Raw genomic sequence first — 20,324 nt, 5'->3', positions numbered from 1 at the left:
AAAATACGGTAGAAGGAAACAATTAAACGAGTAAAGCGAAAGTAAAGAAAATTCATAAGAATTCATATGACTATAACAAAGGAAACGAGAAATGAAAATATTTATTTTAAGACACGGAACAACTGCATGGAATAATAAGAGACTTATTCAGGGGCAGACTGATATCCCGTTGGATGAGCTCGGAAAGCTTATGGCGAAAGAGACAGGGAAAGGCTTAAAAGCAGCCGGAATCTCTTTTGATAAGGTATATTCAAGTCCTCTTTCCAGATCATATGAGACGGCGGAAATTGTTCTCGAGGAACTATATTCAGGAAAGAATAATAATCCATTCAAGATTACTACTGATGGTCGCCTAAAGGAGCTTCATTTTGGTTTCATGGATGGCGGAAGTGTTTTTGAGATGACAGAGGATGAACACTGTCCCTTCAGATATTTCAAGACAGCGCCGGATTTGTATGAGAAGGAACTTCTCGCACTAAGGAACAGTGAGCCATCAAGCTCTGAGGACTTGCCAGATCAGGAGAATGTTCCTGCCACCAAGACCTTATCTGATGGTGATAGCAAATCCCCTACCCCTGAACTGCTTAGTGAGCTCTGCCTTCGTGCGAAGGATTTCATGATAAATGTTATAGAGCCGCTTGCAAGCTCCGGCACAGATGATAGCAGCGATTCGGCTTTCGAAAGTAATTCTGCCGCTCATGATAGTACCGTTCTCATAAGTGCTCATGGGGCACTCAGTAAAGCCATACTCATGTATGTCCGCGGTGAATCCGATCTTGCAAAATTCTGGGGCGACGGCCTTCTCCCCAACTGCGGAATTGCTATTGTCGAGCTGATTATTGACGCCGGGAAACCAGTCTACAAAATTCTGAATTCTTCTGTAGTCTACTATGACGAAAGCATTCAGGATAAGGCTCCGAAACTTTTATAAGCTTTTCGCAAATACATCTTTTCATTTTATTTGTTACTCTTTTTTAGTGCTTTTTCTTATAAAAAGAAGCCATTTTTTCGCAATCCATAATAAATAATAAGTTTGTTACTCCTTTTTCATAATAAACAGAGTAACAAACTTTCTTTTTCCCCTTAATTGCGAAAATATTGCTTTTCACAATCTCCAAATAAGACTAAAAAGAGTAACAAACTAAATAAAATATGTAAATTGCGAAAAGGCAGAAAGTTGAATTACTTTCCGCCTTCATTTTTCTACATGAATAAAATTTGTTCTAATCAGCTTCAAGTACAAATTACGTACTTAATACTTGATCTCGAAGGTTCGCTCATCTTCTTCAACAGGAATTGTCGCCATGGTCATGTCCATCACATCAATGTAGGTGCCGGATTTGACGGCGGCGATCCACTGCTGAATCTCTTCCATTGTGCCCTGGGCTTCTGCCGTAACCGAGCCGTCCCACTCATTCTTCACCCAGCCGGTCAGGCCGTACATATTGGCTGTATGAAAAGCAGTATAGCGGAAACCCACTCCCTGCACATATCCTTTGAACTTTACATGAACTCGAACCTTACTCATATTTTCCCTTTAATAAATCCTGTAATTACCCGACAGCGCCAGAAGTGCAAACATATACAGGCAGTTGTCGTAGTATCTGCGCTCGCCCTTTCGAAGCGGCTGATTCCAGAACCATTCCACCCATTTACGCGCGGTCTCAAAGTCGGCACCCGCTTTGTCGTTATCGCTGCCATCCGCTTTTGCTCCCGGGTTATCAATCGCAAGTGCACCCTGCGCAATTGTTGCAAGCAGTCCAAGCGGATGAAGCACAGGTCTCTCGAGAGGTGTCCCGTCTACCTTATAGGCACATCTGACAGCCTCAAGATCTGTTCCGAAAAATTTCATCATCTTAAGCGGAACTCCCAGCTGGCCGCAGTCGTCACCGAACCAGATCGCATCAAGGCCGATATTCGCAGCAGTTCTGTAGGCATCGCTGAAGAAGTCACCAAACTGTCCCCAGGGGAGCTGCTTATCCATGGGTGTTCCGTCAAAATTGCCATACTCAGGGCTAAGTCCGGTGTCCTTGTGACAAGCCTTTACAAGATATTCCCTGCTGACCTTAGCAGCTCTTGCAAAAAATTCTCTGTCCTCCTCGTTTGCCCAGAGCGCAAAGAGCTCATAGAAATGAGGCAGATGATAAGAGGGGTCAGTGTGCGGGCATCCGGGTACAAACAGAATTTGTCCGTTTTCCCTGTTCCACATGGGTGCTCCGGGCCTGCCGTTTTCACCCTTATGAAGGCATGCGCTCAGGATATTTCTGGCCTCCCGACTGTAGTTGAAAATTCCCTCGCCGTCGCCCCATCTGTGAGAAGCGAAAAACAGCGCCATCGCATAGAATTCCTCTCCGTCAGGAGCCGGACCATAGGCGTTCTTTTTGCCGTTTGTCTGACATGACCAGGCAAAATAACCTTCGTTTTCACCCTCGTCCATGTACATGTAGGTCTTGGACCACTTCCATATTCGGTCAAACTCTTCCTTCATGTCAAGCTGAACGCACATCATCATTCCGTAGGACATACCCTCGGTTCTGGCATCATTGTTGCCGGTGTCGGTGAGGTATCCCATATCCTCCCCGGCTTCGTGGTAGATTCTCTCATTATCATCATAGAAAAAAGTCTGAACCGACTCTTTGATCTTAGCGCTTATTTCTTCATCGGATTTCCCGATTTCTCTGAAAAGATTTCTGTATTCGCCTGTCTTAAATGCTCCCATTTTCCGACTCCTCACTTTAAAAAAAAATTCAGGATGATATCTTGATTATAATGGCTGTCATAAAGTAATTTCTACTGAATATATTCTCATGACAGTTTTTCCATGTCTTACTTAAAGTTGCTTTTTTATATGTGGTTGTTGCGGTTCGGAGTCTTTATTGCAATCAGAACGTTTGTTTGGTAGAATGTATTTGAATTACGGAATTAGTTTCAAATTAAGCACTTTTTGCTACATAAATCTTATCAAAAGGGAACCAGCATGGCAGATATTCTTGAGAATTTAAATAAAGCGCAGAAGGAAGCGGTCACCACGACGGAAGGGTACGTCCGCGTCATTGCCGGCGCGGGAAGCGGCAAGACGAGAGCCTTGTCGCACCGCTTTGCATACCTTGTAAACGGACTTGGTATTATGCCGGGTCATATTCTTTGCGTGACTTTTACCAATAAATCCGCGAACGAAATGCGGCAGCGCATCCACAATCTCACAGGTGATAACGACACCGGATACATCAACACTTTTCATGGATTCTGCGTATCTGTGCTTCAGGAGGATTCGCACGCGGTCTCCTATCCCAAGAGCTTCCTTGTGCTGGATAATTCCGACATCGACGAGATGCTGAAGATCATCTACGAGGAGCGCGGGCTTTCGCTTCGCGACATGACTTTCAGCGCCGCCAGAGACATGTTTGAGATTCGCAAGATTTTCAAGGAACCCGAGTACTACCTCGATATGATCACCATGTCACTGGATACTCTTAAGGAAAAATACGACAAGGCCACCGAAGTATCCGACATCCTCTTCTACGGCTACCTTTACCAGGAGAAGAAATGCTTCGGGCTTGATTACAACGATCTGATCAAGTTCTCTCTCTACATCTTTTCACAGAACGAAGACATCAAGCTGAAGTGGCAAAAAAGGCTCGAGTACATAATGATCGATGAGTTTCAGGATATCGACAGCCTCCAGTACGAGCTGATGGAGGCGCTTTCGGGCTACCATAAGAACCTTTTCATCGTGGGCGATCCCGACCAGACCATCTACACCTGGCGCGGCGCAAATGTGAAATACCTGTTGGATTTCGATAAGAATTTCCCTGATGTCACGACCATCATGATGAATGACAATTACAGATCAACGCCCCAGATACTTAGCGCAGTTAATTCTCTTATTGATAAAAATACGCAGAGAATCAAGAAGGATCTATGTTCCACGCTTCCCGCCGGTGAGAGTGTTCTTTGCCATTTTGCACCGAATACCACGGACGAAGCCGACTGGATCACAGGCGAGATTCTGACTCTTAAGGGGATGGGCATCCCTTATAAGGATATGACTGTCCTGTACCGAGCACACTATGTAACCCGCACTATTGAGGAGGGACTACTTCGTGAGAAGATTCCCTACACAATTTATTCAGGCGTCCAATTTTTTGGACGCATGGAGATCAAGGACGCACTATGTTATCTTCGCATGATTGTATATCGCGATGATATTTCCTTCAGGCGAATTGCAAACGTTCCTAAGAGAAATCTTGGTAAAAAGAGGATGCGTTTTCTTGAGGAATATGCCAATGCAAATAACTGCACCCTTTACAAAGCGCTGGGTGATAATTTGGACAATGAAATAATGCGCGGAACAAAAGCAGCTTCATTCCTTAATCTGATAGAAAAATGGAGCGACTGCTACGAGGGGCTTCCGGCTTCTGAGGTTCTCGCCAAAATTCTGAACGAGAGCGGCTACGAAGAGATGCTGCGAACCGAGGGCGCCCAGGAGAGACTTGATAATCTGGCGGAATTAAAGCAGTCAGTATTTGAATATGAGACCACCTGCGGTGAGGAAGTCGGACTTGAGGACTACCTTAAACATGTCGCACTTTTCACCAATGCCGATTCAGATGCCGGAAAAGCGGACAAGGTAAAACTTATGACGGTTCACGCCGCAAAAGGCTTAGAGTTCCCTTATGTATTTTTGTGCGGAATGAATGAGGGAATTTTCCCTTCAAGAAAAATCCGTACCCTTGAGGGTATGGAAGAAGAAAGACGTCTCGCCTTCGTCGCCATGACTAGAGCTCAGAGAAGGCTATTCATATCGGAAGCAGGCGGAATGAATTTCGAGGGACTGCCGCGCTACCCTTCGAGATTTATTCTTGATATAGACAGCAGCCTTCTCGAGTTCACAGAGAAGCCCGACGAAGGCATGATAAAGGCTGTCCGAAAATTTATCGACAATGATTCCAGACATTTAAAAGGTGCTGAAAAGCTGAACCTCTTAGAGCCGGGTCAGCGTGTTAAGCATGCAATCCTCGGCGACGGAACAATACTTGAACTCAACACAGCTGATGGATGCTATCTGATTCAGTTTGATGAGATGGAGACACCGAGGCAGATATCATTTAAGGTAAAGCTGACCACAGTTTAATAAAATACATGTGCCGCCAGACGCACAATAAAACAGCCCGGTGGCGTATACCACCGGGCGTCTTGTTCTCATAATTATTGCATGCCGTTCTGCTTCATGGCATCAAGTCTGTCCATGCAAGCTCTGATAGTCTGGAGCAAAGTCTCCGATTTGATCGGCTTTCTAATAAATTCAAGAGCTCCGTGCTTGTAGACTTCAAACTCGGTCTCTTCCTGCTCATTGGCAGTCATAAAGATAGCAAAAATATTTCTTCCGAAGCGCTCATGCATTTTATCCATCATCTCGAAGCCGTTCATCTTCGGCATCATGTAGTCGGAAAGAACGATATCGGGATGATACTGCTCGTATTCCTCAATAGCTTCCTCTCCGGAAATAGCAGTTATTGTCTTGAACTCTTTGGAAAGAATCTTCTCGAGCATCATCAGAATCATGTCATCATCATCAACAATCAGTATAGTCTTATCAGCCATTTGTCATCTCCCTCATAAAGATAAATCTTAATTGAAACGGATAAAACAATCATTATTTAATAACTAAATGTTCATACAAACATTGTAACTGATTGTGTAGACAATTTCCATATTATTCTGTGAATTTTTTAGACATATCAAATAGCGATTTCTTCCTCGTGTACCTTCTGAATCTCTTCAATAGCGGAAAGCATAGGTTTTACGTCTTTTCCCTTAATTTTTCTATCCACATAGTTCTGTGTAATCTTCATAACGGTGCCGCTAAGTGTAACTACACCGATAAGGTTAGGGATAGCCATCATGCCGTTGAAGGTGTCGGACAGATCCCATGCAAGTGAGAGATCCATAGTAGAACCTACAAGGATGAAAAATACGAACAGGCACTGATATAGCTTGACCGCCTTTGTTCCGAACAGGTACTCAAAGCCCTTGCTGCCGTACTGGCTCCAGCCGAGAACTGTGGAAAACGCAAAGAACAGAATCGCAATTGCGATAAATGCCGATCCGAATTTTCCGAAGATAGTTGAAAAAGCCTCAGCTACAAGAGCTGTTGAAACCTGGTCTGAGATAACCTCTCCTGTATCGAGATTAACAAGTCCGCTGGATAAAACCGCAAAAGCTGTAAGTGTGCAGACAACGATTGTATCGGCAAATACTTCAAATATTCCCCACATTCCCTGAACAACAGGCTCTCTTACGTTGGAGCTCGAGTGAACCATAACCGAAGAACCAAGACCTGCCTCGTTGGAGAATACTCCTCTTTTCATACCCCACTGCATAGCGTAAGCGATTCCGCTTCCCACGATTCCCCCGCCGACAGCTCTCATTCCGAATGCACCCTTGATGATGGATGTGAAAACAGCACCGGCCTGATCAATGTTCATAACAACAACTACGATTGCTCCGATGAGATAGATGACTGCCATGAAAGGAACAAGTCTCTCGGTAACGGAAGCAATTCTCTTAAGTCCTCCGACGATAACAAGTCCTGCGACCACCATCAGGATCACGCCTGTAACAACGTTAGGTACTCCGAACGCTGAATTCATGTTTACGGAAATGGAGTTGATCTGGCTCATATTACCGATTCCGAAGGAGGCAATAACGCAGAACACACTGAACATAACCGCAAGGAAAGCGCCTATAAAAGCACAGCCCTTCTTGGATCCGAGTCCGTCCTTAAGGTAATACATTGCTCCGCCGCACCACTCATCTCTCTCATTTCTTCTTCGATAGTAGATACCGAGTACATTTTCGGAGAAGTTGGTCATCATTCCGAAAAATGCGACAATCCACATCCAGAAGATAGCTCCGGGACCACCTGAAACTATTGCGGCAGCAACACCTGCAATATTACCGGTTCCGATTGTAGCAGCCAGCGCGGTACACAGACTCTGGAACTGTGATATCTGCATGTCATCCTTATCGGTATGAGCTGTGACATGCTTATCTTTGAAAATACCGCCGATGGTATTTTTCACCCAATGTTTAAAATGCGAAATCTGGAATACTCTTGTTAGTACAGTCATAAGAATACCGGTACCAACAAGAAGAATCAGCATGGGAAGTCCCCATACAAAACCATTTACCGCACCGTTGATGTTTTCAATGTTTGTTAGCAAATTCTCCATTAAAAAATCCTCTCCTACATCATTTTGAAAAAGGCGCTTCGGTTTTCACTCCGAAACGCCTTTGTTTACATTGCATAGTATATCACAGTAAAGTGCTAAAGTAAAATATTTTTTAATTTAATTTCCCTTTTTTATCGCGCCATCGCCAAACTTACCCTTTATTAGGCGTTCCATCTCCTCAAGTTTTTCACGCTTCTCTTCGCGCTGTTTTTCCTCCCTGATCTCCTGCTTGCCTGTTGTCATCCAGTCAAAGAGATTACCCTGGCGGAACTCACCGTTGTCAAGATTATCAACACCGACTCCGACTAGCCTTATTCCGATATCGTAATTGAAAAGTCCGTCCTCACCGGTTAGGAGCTTTCCCAAAAGAATCATCGCATTTTCATAGATGACATCTGCATTGTCCGTTGATTCCGACAGCTTCATCTGTCTGGAAAAACGCTTAAAGTCTGAAGTCTTAACCTGTGCTGTGACAGTTCCTCCGAATACTCCGTCCTTTTTAAGTCTGCCGGAGACTTTTTCCGAGAGCCGCCTTACAACAGGCGGCATGTCATTGTCATAGGACACTGAGGTTATGTCATTAGCCATGGTGGTCTCGTTGGAGTAGCTCTTGGCATCCTCGTGCTCCGGATGAACGACGTCAGAGCCAAGGCCGTTTGCCGCATTATGAATGTATTCGCCAAACTTATCACCAAGCTGAGATTTTAAAAGCATCTCATCCATGGTTGCTGCATCGCCGATAGTCCTTATTCCTATTGACCTCAGCTTCTCGGCGCTCTTTTTACCACAGCCATAGAGATCGCCGATGTCGAGCGGCCACATTTTATCTTTTACTTCGTGAGGATATAATGTGTGGGTTCTGTCCGGCTTTGCAAAATCGCTCGCCATTTTCGCAAGAAGCTTATTCGTGGATATTCCCACATTAACCGTAAAGCCAAGCTCGGTGCGTATTTCATCCCTGATCCAACCCGCAAGGGCAACGGGAGACTCACAGTTTAGATCCGTCACATCGAGATAAGCCTCATCTATGGAGACTTGTTCCAAAAGCTCTGAGTAAGACCTCAGAATGCCTATGAAGGCACGGGAATACTCTCTGTAGGTCTGAAAGTCACCCTTTACCACAACAAGATTCGGACATTTCTGCAGCGCACTGGTGATAGGCTCAGCCGTGTTTATCCCATACTTTTTAGCAGGAATAGACTTGGCTGTGACTATGCCGTGCCTAGTCTTTATGTCGCCTCCCACAACCGATGGAATAGTCCGAAGGTCAACCGCATCCGGGTTTTCCTTAAGCTGCTTGACCGCAGACCAGGACAGGAAGGCTGAATTTACATCAATATGAAAAATTGTTCTATTCACAGCGCCTTAATTATTCTGGATTGCTCTTTAATGTGCTTTCTTGTATTTCAGTTTTCCGTTCTTAGCTCCGCCAAACTTGTTGAGCTTTGACATTACAGTCTGTGCCTTCTTTTTAGACTGAGCATAGATTGTGAACTTCGCTTTTTTCTTAATCTTCTTGAAGCAATTCTTACCGATTGTTTTCAAGTTTCTGGAATCAATCACTACATTGCCTAGCTTCTTACATTTATAAAAAGCTTTTGCACTGATTTTCTCAATTGTAGAAGGAAGAATCACTGTTTTAATAGTGCTGTTTCCGCTAAATGCATTCTTCCCGATTGATGTAACATAGTAGGAAGCCATGTTCTCATCACATGCGTAATCAGGAATCACTACCACTTCATCACCGGTTTCAATTCCAATAACTTCAACCTTTGCATATTCTACTGCGCTATAGGTAACTCTGTACTTTATGCCGTTATAGGCGAATGTCTCACCCTCCGCCTTACGTGTAGGAGGCACCATAATGAGTGAGTTGGCAGGTGCACTGTATAAATTGTCATAGTATATTGACCCAAATCTTCCATTTACGAATTCACACATCTTATTGGGAAGCCTTCCATCTTCAGCTTCTTTTGGTGTATAGATAGTTGAAAGGTTTGAACAGTTCTTAAACATATAAGTATTATAATATAATGTAAGTCCATGCAAATTGACTGTTTTTAATGAAGTGCAATCTTGAAATGTATATAAAGCATTGCATTTTGCACCTTCAAGAGGGCTAAAATCAATATTTTTCAAGTTTGTACAACCTGTAAACATATAGTCAAAACCATAGCCAACCAGCTGGGCACTTCCTTTAAGTGAAGTTCCTTCGAATGAACTCAGATCAACAGTTTCCAAACTGGTACATCCATTAAACATATTGGCAAAGCTGTATGCCAACTTTGTATTAAATCCGTTTACATTGACATTTTTAAGAGATGTACAATCCTTAAACATGGATTCAAAATCAGAGACTCTTGATGTATCAAGCTTTGACAGGTCTATGCTTTCAAGGCTGGAACATCCTTCAAACATATGCTTCACGATATCAAAGCTCTCATTATCCCAATTTCCACCTTTTACACTTTTTAAATTGGTACACTGCTGAAACATTCCATATGCACTATCAAGTTCTGACCAGTCAACGCCGGTAAGATCTACTGTTTCAAGGCGACTGCAATACGAAAAAAGTCCTGGGCCTCCAAGAAATCTATATCCCGTATTTGTTATCTTGCATCCCTTTTCAAATTTTACATGCTTAATATATGTGTTTTCGGAAAATGTCTCTTTATATATTTCTGTTTCTCTCATTACACCATTGTACATAGCCTTAGCAGGAACAGTAATACTTTCACTTTTTCCATAGTACTGCTCGAGTATAAGTTTTCCATCTGAACTTAGATAATGACTGTATCCATCCAGGGGATCGCCCGATGCCTTCGAATCAAAACCAAACAACAACATTCCGGACAGCAGCAAAACAACTGCCATCAGCATTCCTTTCACTTTCTTCATAACTTTTCACCCTCCGTTTTGTGAACTATAATTTAACATTTATTCTATCATAAAAAGTGCTAAAATAATTGCATAAAACTATTTTCAGAATCTATTGGAGGGGGCCATGAAATTGAGTTATTTAAGGCGTATATTTATCTGTTTTTCTGTTATTTTTTCATTGCTTTTTTTATCTACAGTCAATATGATTTCTTACGCTGCTGGCAGTTCAAAAACTTTCACGAAACATTATGACACTTATAAGGACTGGTGGATCTACGACGGAAAAATTCCCGATATTGTAAGTAAGGATTTTAAGCCCGACAGCAAAACTCAAAAGCTGCTGGATGAAGCTGAGAAAAAGGGAATTGTAGATTTTGCTCCTGAAGATACTAGTGGGTATGAGGGAAAAGGTGAAGTCTATTATAAGGTAGTAGTCAAAACTCCTTCCTTCACCTTGTTCTTTGTGGGTGAGACCTGCAGGATGCTTCTGAAAACGGAGGATTCAAGCTATGTATACATTGATGTACCGGCTGTTTCTCTTCGCGGAATTTTCCCTGAATGCACTGAGTACGATCTTGACAGCGATGGCAATCCCGAGCTTGTCATCAAGCCTCAAATTCTGCATGGCACAGGTTACTATGAAGAATTTGTTCTCATAGCGGATATAGATAAAAAGTCCAAATGTACAGTGTACTTTTTAAATCCGGAAGACTATCTGTCGGAAGTTGCTGAGCATGTTGAAGCCAAGGAGTCAAATGGCAATGTGTCACTTTACGTCGATGGAATAAAAGAAGGCACTGAAGTCGCTTCATCGGATCTAAGGGATGACTTTGAGCCCGGTCTTTATCTTGAAAATATCATATATTTCAGAGTCTATGACGGCATAATATGGATAGGTATAGAGCCTATGTTTGACGCCGCCAGCCTTAACAGTCCGGACGTGATGGTCTGGTATCCCGTAACCTATGAAGGGGACGGCAAATATTCCGGCGGCGAAATTGTATGCAGGCCCTTTGGCTACGATGTATATCAGAAAGTTACTGAATCCTTCACAGAAGACGATATGTACACCATCTGGGATAATCCGATTTTTCAAAAGCCGCTTCTTATAACCGCAAACAAAAAAGACAGCATCGACAAAAGCAAGACCTACGAAATACAAGTTTCTGCCTGCAAAGTCTCCATGATGAAAAACGGAAAGTTCACAGAACTTGGAACAATTGAAAGTGCCGACAAAAATCCCGTCTCAATGTCACCCGACGGAATCGTGGCAAAGGGCAAGCACTTTTTATATGTATACGAAGCCACTCCGGATTGCCGCGAGCTTGTAATCAAGGATGGAGTTGAGGACAACACAATCAGCAATTTCAACAATCACAAAGGATATATTCGAATCCGCAACGGAAAGGCCGAGAACATTACCAAGAACGAATATGAGGCGATTTATAAGACTTATGAAAATGCAGTTCCGATAGAATTCTAGAACAAGAGCCCCTCAATTTAGGAGTTCTCAAAAAAAATGGTGATCACTTTTAAGGAGTGGTCACCATTTTCACATAGTTCAGTTTTCATCAGAGCGCGTACTGAATAAGGAGTCTAAGCACATTCTCTGCTCCGTCTCTGTGGCTTCTCTCATAGCCGTGGGAAGCATACACGCCTGCACCGATAAGTCCGTGCTTGAGGTCACTCCCTGCACAGAGAGTTGCTTCTACATCACTTCCGTAATGAGGATAAATATCGATTGCATAGTCAGCGCCGCTATCTTTTGCAGCCTTCACAAGCCCCTGAACAACTGGATAGCTGTAAGGGCCACCGCTGTCCTTTGCGCAGATGGAAACCTGCTTTTCAGTACAGGTAAGTCCATCACCTACGCAGCCCATATCTACAGATATAGCCTCTGTGCAGCCTTCAGGTACATTGCCACATCCGCCGTGTCCAACTTCCTCAAACACAGTTATATGAGCATAAAGTGCTCTCTTGGGAGTTATCTTCTTTTCCTTGATATACTTGGCAAGACCAAGCAAAATTCCGACGCTGAGTTTATCATCAAGGAATCTTGATTTGATATATCCGGTTTTTGTTACTCTGACATTTGGCTCAAAGCAGACGATGTCGCCCACTGAGATGCCAAGCTTTTCGGTATCCTTTCTGTCCTTAACGTCCTCATCAAGCACAACCTCGCAGTTTTCCCAGGTTCTCTTGGTGTCGTTATACTCCCCGTTTACGTGAATGGATGCATTGTTGAGCTGGAAGGTACCCTCGTATATTCCGTCAAACTTTGTGATTACGCGCACATTCTCGGTCTCAGCATTATTGGGATTCATGCCTCCGAGATTCGTGAGCTGAAGTCTTCCGTTATCCTTTATGGTTGCCACCATTCCCCCAAGAGTATCTGTATGAGCCTCAAGCAAAAGGCCGTCCTTCTTGTCTTTTCCTGTGAGGTCAACGATCACACCGCCTTTATTTGTGATGGTCGCCTTAAAGCCAAGCTTTTTGAATTCCTTCTGAACCCACACTGCGGCTTCTTCCGTATAACCTGTGGGAGAATCGATGTTCAGAAGCTTTGTGGTCTCATCGACTATAAAGTCTGTGTATTTTGTTAGTGATACTTTTTTCATATATGCCTCCGTTCTTTTATTTTTCATAAAAAGTCAACGTATAAAATATACCCCCAGAAGTCGTTACCCTTCCTCAATCTCTGCAATTCTTCTGCCATACACTCTCTTAAAGAAGAATCCTGAAAGGATGAGTGAAGCAATCTCGGCGATGGGGAATGCCCACCATACAGCATTGACGTTGCCGGTCTGAGCGAGGAGCCAGGCGGCGGGGATAAGGACCACAAGCTGACGGCCTATTGAAACAGCCAGCGAATAGATACTCTCCGAAAATGCCTGGAATACCGAACCAAGTGCTATGCAGACTCCGGCGATGGGGAAGCTCAGGCTGATAACACGAAGAGCAGGTTTTCCGATGCTTATCATGTCATAGGAAGCATTGAACAGGCCAAGCAGTCTGTCCGGAATAATCTGGAAGGTTATGGTTCCGATTATCATGATTGTTGCTGCAAGTGCTATCGAGAACTTCAGAGCCTCGTTGATTCTGTCTTTCCTCTTTGCCCCGAGGTTATAGGCAAGAACAGGAATAAGTCCGTTGTTCAGGCCGAATACCGGCATGAAGAAGAAGCTCTGGAGCTTGAAATATACACCAAACACAGCAGTTGCAGTTGTTGAAAATGCAATAAGTATAAGATTCATGGCATAGGTCATGAGCGAACCTATGGACATCATCAGAATCGAAGGAACACCAACGTAGTAGATTTCCTTGACTATGTCTGCCTTGGGACTGAAAATAAGCGGAATTCTGAGATTTACATCAGGATTAAGCTTAAGGTTACAGTAAAGTCCGATACAAGAACCTACAACCTGTCCGAAAACCGTTGCAAGAGCGGCACCGGCAACTCCCATCTTAGGTGCACCGAACATACCGAAGATCAGGATGGGATCCATGATAATGTTGATAATAGCGCCGGACATCTGCGAATACATACTGAAGAGTGTACGTCCTGTTGACTGAAGCATTCTCTCAAAGGTCATCTGGCAGAATACTCCGATTGAACAGCAGCAGATGATGCTAAGATATGAAACACCGTAGCCTGCAATCACCTCATTATCAGTCTGTGTCATGAGGAACGGCTTTACAGCAAATATTCCGATCATAAGGAACACAAAATAATTTATGAAGGTCAGCATAAGAGTGGTGTTGGCTGCTCTGTCTGCCCTGTCGAAATTTTTCTCACCAAGTGATCTTGATAAAAGGGCATTCATACCTACGCCGGTACCTGCGCCGAGTGCAATCATCAGATTCTGAAGCGGAAATGCCAAAGTTACGGCAGTCAGCGCATTTTCATTGATCTGTGCTACGAAAATACTGTCCACCACGTTGTAGAGCGCCTGCACAAGCATAGACGCCATCATCGGCAGTGACATTGAAACAATAAGCCTTTTAACGGGCAAAACGCCCATCTTATTTTCTTTGGAATTTGACATCGATAACCTCTTTCAACTTGTTTTAATGAAAAAAGAATGCCCAGAGACATTCTTTTAACATGCTTTTCTATACTACTATAAACAAGTCTTGTTCACAACACTTAATGTCCTGTTTTCAATTTATACTCAGTTTCTGCCATTATTGGTACTTGTATTATTGTTTGTACCATTTGTGCCATTTGTACTGTTTGCATCATCTGAGTTCAGATTATTTGGATCGTAGGTGCTTGTGATTCCTGCGGCCTTATTAAAAATAGTGGCCAGCGTCCTTCCGTCATTTATATGAAGCTCATGCCTGTACCAGCCTCCGGATACCTTTATAAAAAGAAATCCGTCACATCTTACGCTGGTTCTCCTCGTGCGTCTTACAGCCTTATCAAGGAAATTGGCAAGATCACTGCCGCTGTAGATATACGCAGCAGGTATGTACCAGCCGTTGTACTTGCGGGTAAAAGTGTACTTGCCGTAGGTTACGGTAGTATTACCTTCCTCGTCAGTCCCGACTGTGATATTCATCTGATTTTCCTTGATAGACGTATTCGACTGCTTTGTAGTCGCTGCCTTCGCCGGTATGGACACCAGCGTGATCGCGAGAACGAAAGCAAACATCAACGCTCCAAGATTTCTAAATAATTTCTTCATAGCACTTACCCCATTAGAACAATCCGTAACAATTATCCTCTTATAACAAACGTCTCCTTTTCCTCTCCTATTATCTTCTTAAGTTTCTCCCTGGCTTCATCTCTCGAATCAGCCTCTACTTCTATTCCGAAAGCGAACATTTTTCTGTTCGCAAATCTCGCATTGTGTTCGTCGAACTTTTCCTGCATCGCCGCAAGTGAGTAGTGCCTTCGAAGCTCGACAATATCCCTGGCAACAAAATCGATGTATTCCTTTTTCTCTTCCTCTGACTGTGAATACTTTTCAATGATTCTCATAGTATCCACAACATTGAGATAATCGCTGGATAAATATTCCTCCAGTCCCTTCCAGTGGAATCCCTCATCCTTAGTCAGATGTGACATCCTGCTGTCGATGTAATCGTCGAAGGATATGCCCTGGTTTTCAAGCCAGTCCATCGCATACATCTTCCAAACATGCTCACGCTTACTGAATACCTCCTGATCGTTAAGAAGCTGCATCTTTCGGAAAAGATCCTCAACAATCGGCACAATATCTTCCGCGGCTGACTTTTTTATATTAAAAGCTCTGCCGGAATATTGCGCTCCGTCCTTCACATTTTCAAGTGAAAGTGCAAAGGAATTCTCATCGATAAGGGACATGTTTACCGCCAGATCGCCTAAGCGGGCAACACAAATACTGCGGTCTTTCAAAGTTGTATCCCGCTGCTTAGTAAATGCATGAATCATGAACTCAGGCTTAATGTAGGTAAACATTCTTTACATTTGTATCCACCTTTCACGAGCACTTATACATAGTAATTATAGCTTTTTTTGCCTTTGGAAAAGCGGTTTTTATAAAATGTTTATTTTAATATCAGATGGAGTTTATAATTCCCCTCATCCGGCGCTTCGCGCCACCTTCCCCCAAAAGGGGGAAGGCAGGATATTTTTCCAAGGGGAAGGCGATTAATTATTTGTCTTATAAACTGGGAGCTTCTTAAACTCCTCGAAACTAACCGGTCTGGAATAGTAGTATCCCTGATAGTGGTCCACGGGGTACTTGAAAAGCCTGAGTTCCGTATCAGCGTCGCCGACTCCGGTGGCGCATACGCTCATGTTCATATTTGCGGCAAAACCGGTTATAGCCTCAGCCATGTAGCGGCTAAGCGGACTCTTACTGATATTTTCGGTGATCTCCGGAGCCAGTTTTATTATGTTGATAGGAAGCCTCGTGGCCAGATCCAACGTGGAAAAATCGGTCACATCAAGAGCAATCCTTATGCCGCAGGACTTAAGGAAGATTACCTGACTCTTCAGATAATCGAAGTTGATATTGCTGGTGACGTTGGAGAGCTCGATGCACAGCGCTGTTCCGGGATATCTGTTGCCCTTAAGGAGTTCCACAATCGATGTTCGAAACTCACTTCGTTCGAGCTGCACGTACGCAAGATTGATGCTCAGGTAGAACTCAGGATGGTCCTTCAAAATCGCCAGTCCGTCCTTCATCGCTTTATCGAGGATCCATATTCCCAGCTTATAAAAAGTGCTGTCCTGTTCAAGCCACGGCACAAATTCACTAGGTGCCACATCCCCGTAAGGCTGTCTGTTCCAGCGAAGCAGAACCTCCGCTCCCGCGAGCTTACCGTCATTCTTGGCCAGGATCGGCTGATAATTCAGATAGAATCCCTTGCAGTGGTCGATAACGCTCTCTCTCACCGCTCCCACAAGCTCTATTGTGCTCTTGTTGTACTCGAGCTCATTATTATGAAAAATGATAAGATTTCCGTGTTTCTCAGTCTTGGAATGGGCAAGTGCATATTTAGCACTGGTGTAGACAGCATGCACATCTATCCCTGACTCGTCGACAACTATGACACCACCACCGAGTTCTGCGGAGACCTTGGTGGTTCCGACCTTCATATTCTGCCTTACATGCTGGCGCATCTGCTGATAGAGGTTCTTCACCTCCTCCAGTGTCATGTGAACTGTACAAAGTCCGAGGATTGTTCCGTCACCTCTGTAAATATGCGCTTTTTCCCCAGCCTCTTTCTGAAGATAATCCGCCATGGATTTCAGCATTCGGTTTCCAAACATGTAGCCATACAGCCTGTTTATGTCACCAAAATCAATCACGTTCACAAGGAGCAGGATATAATTGACGCCGTCGAATTCCAGGCGGTGCATGTAGTTGAACATCTCGTAATGGTTGGAAAGGCCGGTGATAGGATCGGTATTGTCAACAATACCCTTATTCATAAGCGAGCATGCATAAAAAGCAGCTTTTCCCGAATAATCCTTGATAACTACTCCCCTGCACGAACATGCGACATACTCGCCGCTCTTGTTCCTGGCACGATATTCAAAGCTTGGATTGACGCGATTGCCCTCGAAGGCGGTGTGAAGATGCTCCCTGTAGGTGGCCCTGTCCTCGGGATGAATATGGGCCTCCCAGACCTGATCTGCTTTGTAGACAAACTCACCCGGCAGGCCGAAATAATTCACCGCATTTTCGGACCACCTGGCCATGTTGTTTTCGATATCATAGACGTAGACATATCTACTTTTTGAAGTAACCGCAAAGGTTTCGTATATTTTGCTTATGGCATCATAAGCCCCCTGATTAACCAGCATGACTTGCTCCCTCCGACAAAAAGCGTTCCATCCTGCACCTTTCTGAATCAAACGCTGTCATATTCCATATTGTTTTATTTTGAAATAAAAATAAGATGAATCCCCAAAAATTGCATAGTATTTGTGATAAAATACTATCAATAAAAGTATAAATATCCATGAAGTTTACATCAACTATTTTTTCAAGCATAAAAACTTAAAGACAAGGAGATATGTAATGGCAAAGATATCTAATCCCGCACAGAATGAGGCTTCACTTACAGCAAAAGGCGAACTTCAGTACAAGGAGTACGGAAGGCTTCTTCTTTTCGGTATCCCGTGGCCTTTTAAACGATATGAGGTTTATAACAACGAGATGACAATCATTTCAGGTTTTCTGAGCATCAAGGAAGATGATTGTTTCATGTACAAGATCACTGACGTAGAATTATCGCGTTCATTTTTCCAGCGCCTGGCAGGTCTTTCCACGATCACGCTCTTCACCTCCGATGTAACCGACAAGACGATCGTGATGAAGAACATCAAGCACGGCCGCGAGATCAAGGATTTCATCAATCAGGAATCCGAGCGCGCCCGCCTTCGCCGCCGCACCGTCAACATGCAGAATATCGGCTTCGATAACGATGGCGATGGAAATATAGATGATTTAACTTAAGTCGTAGAATACGCCCCGGGATATGACAACTTCCGGGGCGTATTATTTATTTCATATATTTAGTATATATCTCTACCTGGTCGTAGATGCAGCGCCAGGAGCTCCAAGCGTTGGCGGATACGCATATGTAGTGACCGCCGCTGTTTGAAACAGTATAGCTTGCTGCGCAGCAGCCGGACTGATTAACGAAGCCGGTTTTCGCGCACATTACATTGCCGCCCGTATCCTTATCCTCGATCCTTCTGAGGAACCAGTTGGATATTGTTATGCCCTCTGGATGCTGCTCAGTTGCGGAAGTTGTGTACTTATGGGCTGACAGGATTTCTCTCGCCAGGTCATTTTCCACAGCGGCCTTCATTATCATCGCCATATCCGTAAGAGTACAGTAATGATCCTCATCATAGATTCCGACACAGTTGGTGAAATGCGCAGAGCCGGAAAGTCCAAGCTCATCCAATTTTGCATTCATCATATCCACAAAAGCTTCATGAGAACCCGCAACATAATTTGCAAGCGCAAGACCTGCATCCGCACCTGAAGGAAGAATCGTACCGTACATCAGATCTCTCACGGTAACGGTCTCATCCACATCGAAGCCCACAATACTGCAGTCATTTGAAAAGGTGAAATCCGTGATGTCCCTTGTAATGGTGTAGGTGTCATCAAGATTTTCTACATGCTCTGCTGCCACCAGAATTGTGAGTATTTTGGTCATGGATGCGGGACATATCCTTACATCGGCTGCTCTTTTCGCAACAACCTCTGCCTTGTCCACATCTATAAGGACCGCATTTTCACTAATCACTTCTTCGCTTACTATATCAGCGGTCGAATCCGTGGTATTGACGGTGTAACCCGGTGCAAAGCTCGCAACCTCCGGGGAGAGCTCTTTAACCTCTACATCAGGCTCGGGTTCAGGCTCAGTCTCCGGCGCTACTTCCTGTGGCTGTTCCGGAGCTACCTCCTCCTGCGGAATTTCCTCCTGAATTGTAGATAAATCCGCAGCATCCTCCGTCGTTTTATCCTTATGTAACACTAAAAAAATCACAGAAATAACAGTTATCAATATCAGAGTCGCCGCAACACCGATAATTACCGGTGTGTGTATTCTTTTCTTCTTGGGTTTTCTCCTGATATAATAACTGCTATCCAAATTTCTATATTTATTATTACCCAATACTAATTACCTTGACGAAAGGAAAATCTCCTCTCTCTCCGCATCCTTGTCATCCGGATACGCCTTCCTGTATTTTTCCATTAAAGTTTTTGCCTGCGCATAATTGCCGGCATACTCATAGGCAGTTATCTCATTCATGAGAAGCGCCCTGCTGTATTCGTTGTTACCAAGCGCAAGACCGGCTTCAAATGAATTCACTGCACTGTCATAATCCCCAACATATGTCTGACACAGTCCAAGCTGATTATAAATATCAGGGTGATCGGGATCCTCTGCCAAAAATGTCTTATAAACGCTTATGGCATAGTTGTAGTCTCCCTGCTTTTCTCCTGTCTGTCCAAGCAGCAAAACCACCGGTGCTTTCTGCGCATCTCTCTCATTTCTTGCGAGCTCGAGATAGCTCTGTGCATCGGCATTATTGCCCAGATAATAGGATATCTGTCCCTTTTCATAATTAGTCATATTAGGGTCAGTGTTATTGAGGCAGGCTTCGAGAATCTCTCTGCCCTCTTCCTCAAATCCGTTAGCTGATAAAGCTTTGTATATCATTATTCTGAGGTCATAGTTGCGAGGTGACAGTGTCATAGCCTTATTAAAATCGGCAGTAGCTCCATCGTGATCACTCATATAAAGTCTCGCCATTCCGCGCATGTAATAAGCATCCTTGTCCTTCTTTCTAAGCGCAAGGATAGCGTCATATACCTTAATGGCCTCATCATATTTTTCCTGTTTTATATAAGTGTCAGCCAGATAGTAATTGGTGTCAAAATCCATATCACCGGGGATTCCGCTTGTGGCTGCAAGTGATTTCAAAAAGTTCTCAGCTGCAGAATCATATTCTCCGAGGGTCTTGTCCAAAAGTCCTTTTGCCCTGTACAAGACTCTGGCGTTTTCCCCCGCCTTCTCAGCAGCATCAAAGCACTGAGCTGCCTCTTCATACTCATGGCTCTCGATATATGCAAGTCCACGATCAACGTTCTTGTGGCTCGCTATGTTTCCACATCCGCTGCCAAAAAGCAGTGCCCCCAACATTACTATCACTGTCGCTGTCATGTTACTGCGTACAGTCATTATCAT

General features: G+C 43.9%; 17 protein-coding genes. 4 read left to right on the top strand and 13 right to left on the bottom strand.

Annotated elements, in window-relative coordinates:
• Positions 1-91: 91 nt before the first annotated feature.
• Positions 92-931 carry a histidine phosphatase family protein gene (locus G630_RS0119650; RefSeq protein WP_022763480.1) on the top strand — a complete coding sequence of 280 codons (840 nt, stop codon included), beginning with the start codon at positions 92-94 and terminating at the stop codon, positions 929-931.
• Positions 932-1,252: 321 nt separating this feature from the next.
• Here the strand turns inward: G630_RS0119650 and G630_RS0119645 are convergent, their stop codons facing one another.
• Positions 1,253-1,528: an acylphosphatase gene (locus G630_RS0119645; RefSeq protein ID WP_026499550.1), complete on the bottom strand. Its 276-nt coding sequence runs from the start codon at positions 1,526-1,528 to the stop codon at positions 1,253-1,255.
• Between the two features lie 9 nt (positions 1,529-1,537).
• Positions 1,538-2,719 (bottom strand): glycosyl hydrolase family 8, encoded by a 1,182-nt coding sequence (locus G630_RS0119640; RefSeq protein ID WP_026499549.1) that lies wholly within the window; start codon positions 2,717-2,719, stop codon positions 1,538-1,540.
• A gap of 258 nt (positions 2,720-2,977) precedes the next feature.
• Here G630_RS0119640 and G630_RS0119635 point away from each other — a divergent pair, with 258 nt between their 5' ends.
• The gene (locus tag G630_RS0119635; protein WP_026499548.1) at positions 2,978-5,134 is read left to right on the top strand and encodes an ATP-dependent helicase; all 2,157 of its coding nucleotides are present in this window, start codon (positions 2,978-2,980) and stop codon (positions 5,132-5,134) included.
• A 74-nt stretch (positions 5,135-5,208) separates the two neighbouring features.
• Here the strand turns inward: G630_RS0119635 and G630_RS23070 are convergent, their stop codons facing one another.
• From G630_RS23070 to G630_RS0119615, 4 genes are all read right to left on the bottom strand, one after another.
• Positions 5,209-5,604: a response regulator gene (locus G630_RS23070; RefSeq protein WP_022762472.1), complete on the bottom strand. Its 396-nt coding sequence runs from the start codon at positions 5,602-5,604 to the stop codon at positions 5,209-5,211.
• A gap of 137 nt (positions 5,605-5,741) precedes the next feature.
• Complete coding sequence (locus G630_RS0119625) at positions 5,742-7,235, bottom strand: alanine/glycine:cation symporter family protein (protein ID WP_044959937.1); 1,494 nt, start codon at positions 7,233-7,235, stop codon at positions 5,742-5,744.
• A gap of 117 nt (positions 7,236-7,352) precedes the next feature.
• Positions 7,353-8,594 (bottom strand): DNA polymerase Y family protein, encoded by a 1,242-nt coding sequence (locus G630_RS0119620; protein ID WP_026499546.1) that lies wholly within the window; start codon positions 8,592-8,594, stop codon positions 7,353-7,355.
• Positions 8,595-8,621: 27 nt separating this feature from the next.
• On the bottom strand, positions 8,622-10,133 hold the full coding sequence (locus G630_RS0119615; RefSeq protein ID WP_026499545.1) for a leucine-rich repeat protein: 1,512 nt from the start codon (positions 10,131-10,133) through the stop codon (positions 8,622-8,624).
• A gap of 184 nt (positions 10,134-10,317) precedes the next feature.
• Between G630_RS0119615 and G630_RS0119610 the strand changes: the two genes are divergently transcribed.
• Positions 10,318-11,598, top strand: coding sequence for a hypothetical protein (locus G630_RS0119610; RefSeq protein ID WP_196805835.1), 1,281 nt, complete (start codon positions 10,318-10,320; stop codon positions 11,596-11,598).
• An 88-nt stretch (positions 11,599-11,686) separates the two neighbouring features.
• Here the strand turns inward: G630_RS0119610 and G630_RS0119605 are convergent, their stop codons facing one another.
• From G630_RS0119605 to G630_RS0119585, 5 genes are all read right to left on the bottom strand, one after another.
• Positions 11,687-12,733: a M42 family metallopeptidase gene (locus G630_RS0119605; RefSeq protein ID WP_026499543.1), complete on the bottom strand. Its 1,047-nt coding sequence runs from the start codon at positions 12,731-12,733 to the stop codon at positions 11,687-11,689.
• Positions 12,734-12,796: 63 nt separating this feature from the next.
• Positions 12,797-14,161, bottom strand: coding sequence for an MATE family efflux transporter (locus tag G630_RS0119600; protein WP_022762477.1), 1,365 nt, complete (start codon positions 14,159-14,161; stop codon positions 12,797-12,799).
• 126 nt (positions 14,162-14,287) lie between these two features.
• Positions 14,288-14,803 (bottom strand): hypothetical protein, encoded by a 516-nt coding sequence (locus G630_RS0119595; RefSeq protein ID WP_022762478.1) that lies wholly within the window; start codon positions 14,801-14,803, stop codon positions 14,288-14,290.
• A 32-nt stretch (positions 14,804-14,835) separates the two neighbouring features.
• Positions 14,836-15,558 (bottom strand): hypothetical protein, encoded by a 723-nt coding sequence (locus G630_RS0119590; RefSeq protein ID WP_022762479.1) that lies wholly within the window; start codon positions 15,556-15,558, stop codon positions 14,836-14,838.
• A 192-nt stretch (positions 15,559-15,750) separates the two neighbouring features.
• Positions 15,751-17,415 (bottom strand): sensor domain-containing phosphodiesterase, encoded by a 1,665-nt coding sequence (locus tag G630_RS0119585; RefSeq protein ID WP_026499542.1) that lies wholly within the window; start codon positions 17,413-17,415, stop codon positions 15,751-15,753.
• Between the two features lie 217 nt (positions 17,416-17,632).
• On the opposite strand from G630_RS0119585, the gene G630_RS0119580 reads away from it, so the two are divergent.
• Entirely contained in the window at positions 17,633-18,070 is a 438-nt protein-coding gene (locus G630_RS0119580) for a PH domain-containing protein (RefSeq protein ID WP_026499541.1), read from the top strand.
• Between the two features lie 46 nt (positions 18,071-18,116).
• Here the strand turns inward: G630_RS0119580 and G630_RS23065 are convergent, their stop codons facing one another.
• Both G630_RS23065 and G630_RS0119570 read right to left on the bottom strand, forming a co-directional pair.
• Complete coding sequence (locus G630_RS23065) at positions 18,117-19,247, bottom strand: D-alanyl-D-alanine carboxypeptidase family protein (RefSeq protein WP_022762482.1); 1,131 nt, start codon at positions 19,245-19,247, stop codon at positions 18,117-18,119.
• Positions 19,248-19,253: 6 nt separating this feature from the next.
• A complete protein-coding gene (locus G630_RS0119570) occupies positions 19,254-20,318 on the bottom strand; it encodes a tetratricopeptide repeat protein (protein ID WP_022762483.1) in 1,065 nt (354 codons plus the stop codon).
• Positions 20,319-20,324 lie beyond the last annotated feature (6 nt).

It is taken from the genome of Butyrivibrio sp. WCD2001, assembly GCF_000424485.1.
In the GTDB taxonomy this organism is placed as follows: domain Bacteria; phylum Bacillota; class Clostridia; order Lachnospirales; family Lachnospiraceae; genus Butyrivibrio.
The sequence above is the reverse complement of the archived record's forward strand: the minus strand, read 5'-3'. Positions and strand labels throughout refer to the sequence as shown.